Genomic DNA, 8,493 nt, shown 5'->3' with positions numbered 1-8,493 from the left:
GACATAGGCCGGCAGAGTCAGCTCAGCGGCGGCAGGAACGGACGGTGCGAACATCAGGGCTCCAGCAACGCAGCCGCCTATCTTCCGCCTGCCTCATTGTTAGGCAAGCCCTCCGCCAATCCCGCGCGCCTTAATTTCAGGCAGAGATTGAGCGCGAATTGGGCATCAACTCTCCCCGGCCAGGAAACGCTGCACCTCGTCCCGGGTCGGCGCACCATCGCGGCCACCGAAGCGGGTGCATTTGATGGCAGCCGCGGCCGATGCGAAACGGATCGCGGCCACCTCGTCGCGGCCTTCCGCCAGCGCCAGCGCGAAGGCGCCATGCCAGACATCGCCAGCCCCCAGCGTATCGACGGTCTCGACCGCGAAGGCCGGGCTGTGGCGGATTTCGCCGTCCCAGTGGAGCACGCCCTCCTTGCCGAGCGTTACCGCGAGCCAGCTCGGCGCGCCCTGCGCCATCCTGGCGAGGCCGAGACGAGGGTCCTCCTCACCCGATATCTCGCGCAAGGCCTGCTGGCTGAAGGCGACATGGCTCGCCGTCGCGACGAGATCGGGGTGGGGCGGCCTGCGGTCGCCGTCGAGGACGCCCGGCACGCCGGCCTGGCGCGCCAGCTTCAGGGCCGGGAGAGCCCCCTCTCCCCAGCGCGTATCGGCAAGCACCGCGCCAGCGCCCTCCGGAAGGCTGCGCGGCAGCCAGCCGGCATCCTCCGGCATCGCCGGATCGGAATGGGGTCTCGACGCTGTAGACATAGTCGAGCGTCGCGATGCCCAGGCAGAAGACGCCGGCGCGCGCGGGTTCAGGAGCCAAAGCGCTGACCTTCGATATCGGTGTGGATGAAGTCGTCGCCCTTGTAGGCAAGCTTGAGGTTCGCCGCGCGAGCCGAAGCGTAGGCGAAGCAGTCACCCATGTTCAGACGCGCGGGATGGCCAGTCGAATGATGATAAAGGCCAGCACAATGATGTGCGATCCGGCCGACCTCCGCATCGATCGCGGCAACACGGACGTTCGCATCCTCCATGAAGGCCTGAACCACCCGATACCCGTCATCGATGCTGAAGCGCTTCACCGCCGCAAGACGGGTCGACGCCTCGAACATCGCAAGCGGCGAGGTGACCAGTTCGTTCTCGTCGAACAGAGCCTCCCTGATCGCAACGGCCTCCGCCTCCTCGAGCAGATTGGCCACGATGACCGATGCATCCAGAAACATCAGGCGTCGCCATATTCGCGGTCGAAGAATTCCTTATGCGTCAAGCCGTCATCGACCGTTGGATAGGCGGCCAGCTTCTCCTGCGCCTTGCGGGTCGCTTCTTCGATTTGTCGGCGCCTCTCGTCGCGACGCTTCAATTCGCGCTCGACGGCCATGCCGATCGCGGCCTGCAAGCTGATGCCGTCACGCTCGGCGAGCTCGCGGACCATGCGGTCGATCTTCGGGTCACGGACAAGAATGCCCATCGGAGCCTCCATGATATCATCGGATGATATCATGGAGGCTATCACCCATCAACGTCGGCTGACTCCTCACCAGCTCCCGGTGTTCGGCATGCTCGCCCACGGCTCCGCCGGCGGCTTGGGGTCGCCCTTCTGGAGCAACTCGATCGAAATGTTGTCGGGCGAGCGGATGAAGGCCATGTTGCCGTCGCGCGGCGGGCGGTTGATCGTGACCCCGGCCTTCATCAGCTTGTCGCAGGTCGCGTAGATGTCGTCGACCTCATAGGCGAGATGGCCGAAATTGCGACCGCCCGTATAGGTTTCCGGATCCCAGTTATAGGTCAGTTCCAGCGTCGGGCGGCCACGCGAGGCGCCGGCCTTCGCCTCGGCTACATCGTCGGAGGCGGCGAGGAAGACCAGGGTGAAGCGCCCCTTCTCGTTTTCGATCCGGCGGGTTTCGACCATGCCGAACTTGTTGACGTAGAAATCCAGCGCCTGATCGAGATCGGTCACGCGGACCATGGTGTGGAGATATCGCATCGTTCATCCTCGTTGAGCAGGAAGAGGGTTGATCCGTTCCCTCATTCGGGCAAGAGCTTCCGCGTTCCAAGGGGCGCCAAGCAGGACGAGCCATGACCACAACGCAAGACGGACCGGTGACGGCACCGCCTGAGCGCGCAACGCCCGCCCAGATCGCCCAGATCAAGCAGCGTGCGGCAATCCTCTCGGTGATGGCAACCATTCTGCTCACCGCGGCGAAGATCGTCGGCGCCATCCTCTCCGGCTCGCTCGCCTTGCTCACCGACGCGTTGCAAGGGCTGATCGATGTCGGCTCGACGCTGTTCACCTGGTTCGCCGTGCGCGCCTCCGACAAGCCGGCCGACGATGAGCATCATTACGGCCATGGCAAGGTCGAGGCGCTCGCCGCGCTGGTCGAGACCGCGATCCTGTTCACGCTCGCCGGCGCGATCCTCTGGGAGGCCGGTAACCGGCTGTGGAACAACCTGATCGAGCATGTCTCGGTGACGCCGCTCGTCATCGGCGTGCTGGTGCTGTCGATGACGGTCGATGCGATCCGCTGGCGTTCGCTGACCAAGGTCGCCAGGGAAACCGGCAGCGAGGCGCTCGCCGGCGAGGCTACGCATTTCTCGGCCGATTTCGTCGGCTCGGCGCTGGTGTTGGTCGGGCTCATCGGCGTCTGGTACGGCTTCGAGCGTGCCGACACCGTCGCGGCCTTCGCGATCGCGGCCTACACGGCCTATTCGGCCTTCCGCCTCGCCCGGCGCGTTCTGGACACGCTGATGGACACGGCGCCGGAAGGCGTCAGCGAGAAATTGCGCGAGGCCGCGCGCGGCGTGCCGGGCGTGGTGGGGATCAACTGGCTCAGGGTCCGCCCGGCCGGCGGGCGCATCCATGGCGAGATCGGCATCGGCGTTTCACGCACGCTGCCGCTCGAGCGCGTCACCGCGATCAAGGCCCAGCTTTCCAACGCCCTGGTGCAGGTCGAACCGGGCTCCGAGATCACCATCACCGCCGATCCGGTGCAGGTCGACGACGAGACGGCGCTGGAGCGGGTGCTCCTGATCGCGCTCAAGCTCAAGATCCCGGTCCATCACGTCACCGTTCACAGCATCGGCGACAAGCTCTCGGTCAGCCTCGATATGGAGGTGGACCAGAGCCTGCCGCTCAGCGACGCGCATGAGATCGCAACGCGGCTGGAAAGCGCCATCCGGGCCGAATTCGGCGGCGAGACCGAGGTCGAAACCCATATCGGTCGCCGCCGTGCATGACGCCGTCGACGCGATCGAGCGTGCCGTGCGGATCGCGCGGCCGCAGGTCTGCCGGCTGGTCAGCCATGCCGAGCCGGCGGTTTCGCCGGTGGCGTGAAGCGCTCCCGCCGTTATTCTCGGACGGAGCGTAGCGCAGACCCGAGAATCTCCGGTCGGAAAGGGCACGGGAGGCTCTTTCGTCACGAAATGCTCGGGTCAAGCCCGAGCATGACGGCCGTGTTTCCATCCCAAGCCGGCATGCTCTAGAAACGCTCCCTGACCTCCGCCATCAGGGTTTCCATGCGTACCGAAGATGCTCCGCTGATCCGCCTCGAGGATTACCGCCCGTCCGACTGGCTGATCGACACGGTCGATCTCGACATCAGCCTGCACCCGACGAAAACGCGGATACGCTCGCTTTTGGCCTTGCGCCCGAATCCGGCCGGGCAAACCGACGCACCGCTGGTGCTGGACGGCGACGAACTCGTCCTGAAAACGATCAGCCTCGACGGCACGCCGCTGGACGCTTCTGCCTATACGGCCACGCCGCAGGCGCTGACGCTCCACGCGCCGCCGCGGCGCGGCTTCACGTTGACCATCGAGACCGAGGTCGACCCTTCCGCGAATACCAAGCTGATGGGGCTCTATCGGTCGTCCAAGGTCTATTGCACGCAGTGCGAGGCGGATGGTTTTCGCCGCATCACCTATTTCCTCGACCGGCCGGACGTGATGAGCGTCTATACCGTCCGGCTGGAGGCGGCGAAGGCGGAGGCGCCCGTGCTGCTCTCCAACGGGAATCTCGTCGCCACCGGCGAGGTGCCGGGCAGCGACCGGCATTTCGCGATGTGGCACGATCCGCACCCCAAGCCGGCCTATCTCTTCGCGCTGGTCGGGGGCGCGCTCGACCATGTCCGGCAGGATTACGTCACGGCCGATGGCCGCAAGGTCGAGCTTGCCGTCTATGTCGAGCCGGGCAAGGCGGGACGCGCCGGCTGGGCGCTGGACTCGCTCGTGCGCTGCATGCGCTGGGACGAGCAGGTCTTCGGCCGCAACTACGATCTCGACGTGTTCAACGTCGTCGCCGTGTCGGATTTCAACATGGGCGCGATGGAGAACAAGGGCCTCAACATCTTCAACGACAAATACGTCCTGGCCGATCCGCAGACCGCGACGGATGGCGACTACGCCTCGATCGAGGCGATCATCGCGCATGAGTATTTCCACAACTGGACCGGCAACCGCATCACCTGCCGCGACTGGTTCCAGCTCTGCCTGAAGGAAGGACTCACCGTCTTCCGCGACCAGGAATTCTCTTCCGACGAGCGCTCGCGTCCGGTGAAGCGCATCGCCGATGTCCGCACCCTGCGCTCGACCCAGTTCTCGGAGGATGCCGGCCCCCTCGCCCACCCGGTCAGGCCGCGCGCCTACAAGGAAATCAACAACTTCTACACGCCGACGGTCTATGAGAAGGGCGCGGAGGTCATCCGCATGCTCAAGGTCCTGATCGGCGACGAGGCCTTCAAACAGGGCATGGATCTCTATTTCGAGCGCTGYGAYGGYACGGCCGCGACGATCGAGGAATTCCTSGCCTGYTTCGCSGAGAGCTCGGGYCAGRAYCTCRRCCATTTCGCSCGCTGGTACGAGCAGGCGGGCACGCCGACCGTCGTCGCCTCCGGCCGCTACGACGCCGCGGCGCAGCGCTACACGCTTGACCTGGCACAGAGCACGCCGCCAACGCCGGGCCAGAGCGAGAAGCAACCGATGGTGCTGCCGATCAAGCTTGGGCTGGTCGGCAGCCAGGGCGACCTGCCGCTCAAGACGCAGTCCAATGCCTATGCCGGGGACGGACTCGTCATCCTCGACGGCCCCTCGCTCTCGATCAGCTTCGACGGCATCGCCGAGCCGCCGATCCCCTCGCTGCTGCGCGGCTTCTCCGCACCGGCGCGGCTGGAGCTCGACCTCTCGGACGCCGATCTCATCAGGCAATTCTCGGCCGACAGCGATTCCTTCAACCGCTGGCAGGCCTTGCAGAGCATCGCGACGCGCGCCCTCGTCACCGCCGGCAGGCCGGACTCCGGTCTCGGCACCCTCCCCGCGACCGCCGCCGAACTCGGCCGGGCGCTCGACGGCTTCCTGCAGGCGGATGCGCAGGCGGACCCTGCCTTCGCGGCGCAGGTGCTGCGCCTGCCGGCGCCGGCCGACATCGCCCGCGAGATCGGCAGGGATGTCGATCCGGATGCGATCTTCGCCGCCCACCGCGCCCTGTCGACCGCCATCGGGACAACGCTGCTGCCGCGGCTGCCCGGCTTGCGGCAAGCCCTGGCGACGAAAGGCCCCTACAAGGCGGATGCCGCCTCGGCAGGCCGGCGCGCGCTGCGCAACGAACTGCTCGGGCTTACCGCGCTGGCGGCGCCGGAGGACGGCGCGGCGCTGTGCGAGCAGCAATTCGAGACGGGCGACAACCTGACCGACCGGCTGGCGGCGATGGCCGCGATGACGCTGATCCCCGGCGAGCGGCGCGAGCAGCTCATCGCTCGCTTCGCGGCAGCCTATGCGGGCGAACCGCTGGTCCTCGACAAATGGCTGATGGCGCAGGCCCTCATCGCCGAGCCGGAGACGCTGGAGCGAGTGAAGCGGCTGATGCAGCACCCGGCCTTCTCGCTCGGCAACCCGAACCGCGTGCGCGCGCTGATCGGCGGCTTCGCAGCCAATCTGACCCAGTTCAACCGGGCCGATGGCGAGGGCTATGGCTTCGTCGCCGACATCGTCGTGGCGCTGGACCGGACGAACCCGCAGGTCGCCTCGCGCCTGCTCGGCTCGTTCAAGAGCTGGCGCATGCTGGAACCCGGCCGCCGGCGCCTGGCGCAGGAGGCTCTCGGCATGGTGGCGCGCACGCCGAACCTGTCGCGCGACGTCTCCGACATTGCGGAGCGGGCGCTCGCGTAAGAAGGCAACCGCCAATCTCAGCCCTCATCCTGAGGAGCGCCACACGCGCGTCTCGAAGGATGGTCCAGGAAGCTCCAGAGACATCTGGAGCATCCTTCGAGACGTCGCTTCGCGGCTCCTCAGGATGAGGGCTGCGTGGTCGAATCCGACTCGTTAACGACCGCCCGCCCAAATCGTTAACGGTCCATTACCCGCACAAGATTCATTCGCATATTCTCCACAACCAGAAGGCGAATTCTGCTGCCTTGACTCAACTCAGAGCTAGACAAATCGAGTCGCGCGGATTCAACTGACGGTGATTCGCGGGGATGCGGCACGTCTCCCGATCTTACTGTCGGTAAAGTATCCGAAGGGGGACCGGGCATGTCGCGTGCCAACGCGGAGTGCGCATCTGCGCGCGCCGATACGATTCTGGGTGTAGCACGGTCGCTGACCCATCCGTTGTATCAGCGTTTCGAGAGCTTCGAGCCCACCTTCCGCACGGCGATCCCCGTGCTCGTCGGCCTCTTCATCGTCATCCTCAGCGCCGGCGCCGCCATCCAGACGGCGGCCCTGCGCGACGACGCGCTGATCAACGCCACGGGCGAGATGGAGGTGATCTCGGCACTGATCGCCCGCGAGCTCGACAACGGCACGCAATCCGGCAGGGAGCCGACCGCCGTTCTCGCGACGATCGCCTCGACTTCCTCGGCCAGGCCCAGCCGCTCACCGTGTTCGGCGACCGCGCCGGGGTGATGCGCATCACCCCGCCCGGTGGCCCCGAGGTCCTCGCCATCGTCCGCAACCTCGCAGGCCCGCTCGGGCAGGTGGCGGTGCTCCAACCCGTCTCGCGCGCCCTCTCGATCTGGCAGGACCGGCGCAACAGCCTCACCATCCTCTTCGGCTCCGCCGGCCTCGTCCTGGCGATGACGACGCTCGCCTTCATGCTGCAGTCGAAGCGCGCCAGCGCCGCCGACCAGGAYTGCGACTGCGTGCGCGARCGYATCGAYACCGCGCTCAAYCGCGGCCATTGCGGCCTSTGGGACTGGGACCTCGCGCGCGGCCGCATCTACTGGTCGGATTCGATGTACGCCCTGCTCGGCTACGACCGCCGCGGCGAATGTCGTCGACATCTCCGAGCAGCGCCGCATGGCCGAGCGCACCGCCACCGCCGATGCCCGCCTGCGCGACGCGGTCGAGGCGATCTCGGAAGCCTTCGTGCTTTGGGATTCGGAAAACCGGATCGTGCTCTGCAACGCGAAATACCAGCAGCTCCACCAGCTCTCGCCCGAGGCGCTGCAACCCGGCACCAGCCATGACGAGATCATGGCGATGAGCGCCCAGCCCCATATCGACCGCGAGCCGATGCGCGCGCAGCGCGGCGCGGCCTCCTACGAAGCCCGCCTTTCCGATGGGCGCTGGCTGCAGATCAACGGGCGGCGCACCAAGGATGGCGGCTCGGTCTCGGTCGGCACCGACATCACCAAGCTCAAGCAGCAGGAAGAGCGGCTSACSCAGTCCGAGCAYSARCTCCTGATGCATGTCACCRAYCTCAAGGCCTCRCGCCAGAAGCTSGAGGCGCAGGCYCAGCAGCTCGCCGACCTCGCCGAGCGCTATCTGGAGCAGAAGGCCGCGGCCGAGAGCGCCAACCGCGCCAAGTCCGAATTCCTCGCCAATATGAGCCATGAGCTGCGCACGCCGCTCAACGCCATCATCGGCTTCTCCGAGATCATGGAGAACGAGATGTTCGGCCCGCTCTGCGACAAATACACCGACTATGTCCGCGACATCCGCTCCAGCGGCGGTTATCTGCTCGGGATCATCGACGACGTCCTCGACATGTCGCGCATCGAATCCGGCAAGATGCGGCTGGAGCGCAGCGAGATTTCGCTCGGCCCGGTGCTCGACGAGGCCATCCGCAAGGTCCAGCCGGAACTGGAGCGCAAGCAGCTCTCCTTCACCCTCGAAGGACCGACCGCCACCCATATCGACGCCGATCCGCACGCGCTCTACCAGATCCTCGGCAATTTGCTCGACAACGCCGTCAAGTTCACGCCGGAAGGCGGGCGCATCGCGGTGCGCACCCGCCATGTGCCGGGTGCCCTCAACATCTTCATCGAGGATACCGGCATCGGCATCCCGAAGGAGAAGATCGACCGKRTCGGCCGKCCCTTCGARCAGGTCGARGGCGATCTGGTGCGCAGCTACAAGGGCTCGGGGCTGGGCCTCGCCATCGCCCGCTCGCTCACGGAGCTGCATGGCGGCTCGCTCAGGCTGCGCTCCGCCATCGGCGCCGGCACCATCGTGATGGTCCACCTGCCGCTCGACGGCGGGGTCGGGCGGGTCACGGCGCAGGCGGCGTAGGTCACC

General features: G+C 66.5%; 7 protein-coding genes and 1 pseudogene. 4 read left to right on the top strand and 4 right to left on the bottom strand.

Annotated features, from left to right (window positions below; genetic code table 11):
* Window positions 1-165: 165 nt before the first annotated feature.
* The 4 genes from AB4Y99_RS16285 to AB4Y99_RS16270 form a co-directional block, all read right to left on the bottom strand.
* Window positions 166-714 carry a PfkB family carbohydrate kinase gene (locus AB4Y99_RS16285; RefSeq protein ID WP_441524028.1) on the bottom strand — a complete coding sequence of 183 codons (549 nt, stop codon included), beginning with the start codon at window positions 712-714 and terminating at the stop codon, window positions 166-168.
* Between the two features lie 83 nt (window positions 715-797).
* Entirely contained in the window at window positions 798-1,208 is a 411-nt protein-coding gene (locus tag AB4Y99_RS16280; protein ID WP_112763441.1) for a type II toxin-antitoxin system VapC family toxin, read from the bottom strand.
* Window positions 1,208-1,453 carry a type II toxin-antitoxin system VapB family antitoxin gene (locus AB4Y99_RS16275; protein WP_038362486.1) on the bottom strand — a complete coding sequence of 82 codons (246 nt, stop codon included), beginning with the start codon at window positions 1,451-1,453 and terminating at the stop codon, window positions 1,208-1,210. Before AB4Y99_RS16275 ends, AB4Y99_RS16280 begins: the two co-directional genes overlap by 1 nt.
* A 66-nt stretch (window positions 1,454-1,519) precedes the next feature.
* On the bottom strand, window positions 1,520-1,969 hold the full coding sequence (locus tag AB4Y99_RS16270) for a VOC family protein (protein WP_441524027.1): 450 nt from the start codon (window positions 1,967-1,969) through the stop codon (window positions 1,520-1,522).
* A gap of 92 nt (window positions 1,970-2,061) precedes the next feature.
* Between AB4Y99_RS16270 and AB4Y99_RS16265 the strand changes: the two genes are divergently transcribed.
* From AB4Y99_RS16265 to AB4Y99_RS16250, 4 genes and pseudogenes are all read left to right on the top strand, one after another.
* Window positions 2,062-3,219 carry a cation-efflux pump gene (locus AB4Y99_RS16265; RefSeq protein ID WP_441524026.1) on the top strand — a complete coding sequence of 386 codons (1,158 nt, stop codon included), beginning with the start codon at window positions 2,062-2,064 and terminating at the stop codon, window positions 3,217-3,219.
* Window positions 3,220-3,498: 279 nt separating this feature from the next.
* Window positions 3,499-6,144 (top strand): aminopeptidase N, encoded by a 2,646-nt coding sequence (pepN, locus tag AB4Y99_RS16260; protein WP_441524025.1) that lies wholly within the window; start codon window positions 3,499-3,501, stop codon window positions 6,142-6,144.
* 441 nt (window positions 6,145-6,585) lie between these two features.
* Window positions 6,586-6,879 (top strand): hypothetical protein, encoded by a 294-nt coding sequence (locus tag AB4Y99_RS16255; protein WP_441524024.1) that lies wholly within the window; start codon window positions 6,586-6,588, stop codon window positions 6,877-6,879.
* Window positions 6,880-6,998: 119 nt separating this feature from the next.
* Window positions 6,999-8,487 (top strand): annotated as a pseudogene (locus AB4Y99_RS16250) (sensor histidine kinase); the annotation flags it as partial.
* Window positions 8,488-8,493 lie beyond the last annotated feature (6 nt).

It is taken from the genome of Allobosea sp. TAB14, assembly GCF_052113865.1.
GTDB classification, from domain to species: domain Bacteria; phylum Pseudomonadota; class Alphaproteobacteria; order Rhizobiales; family Beijerinckiaceae; genus Allobosea; species Allobosea spartocytisi.
This window is presented reverse-complemented; position numbering and strand designations above follow the sequence as displayed.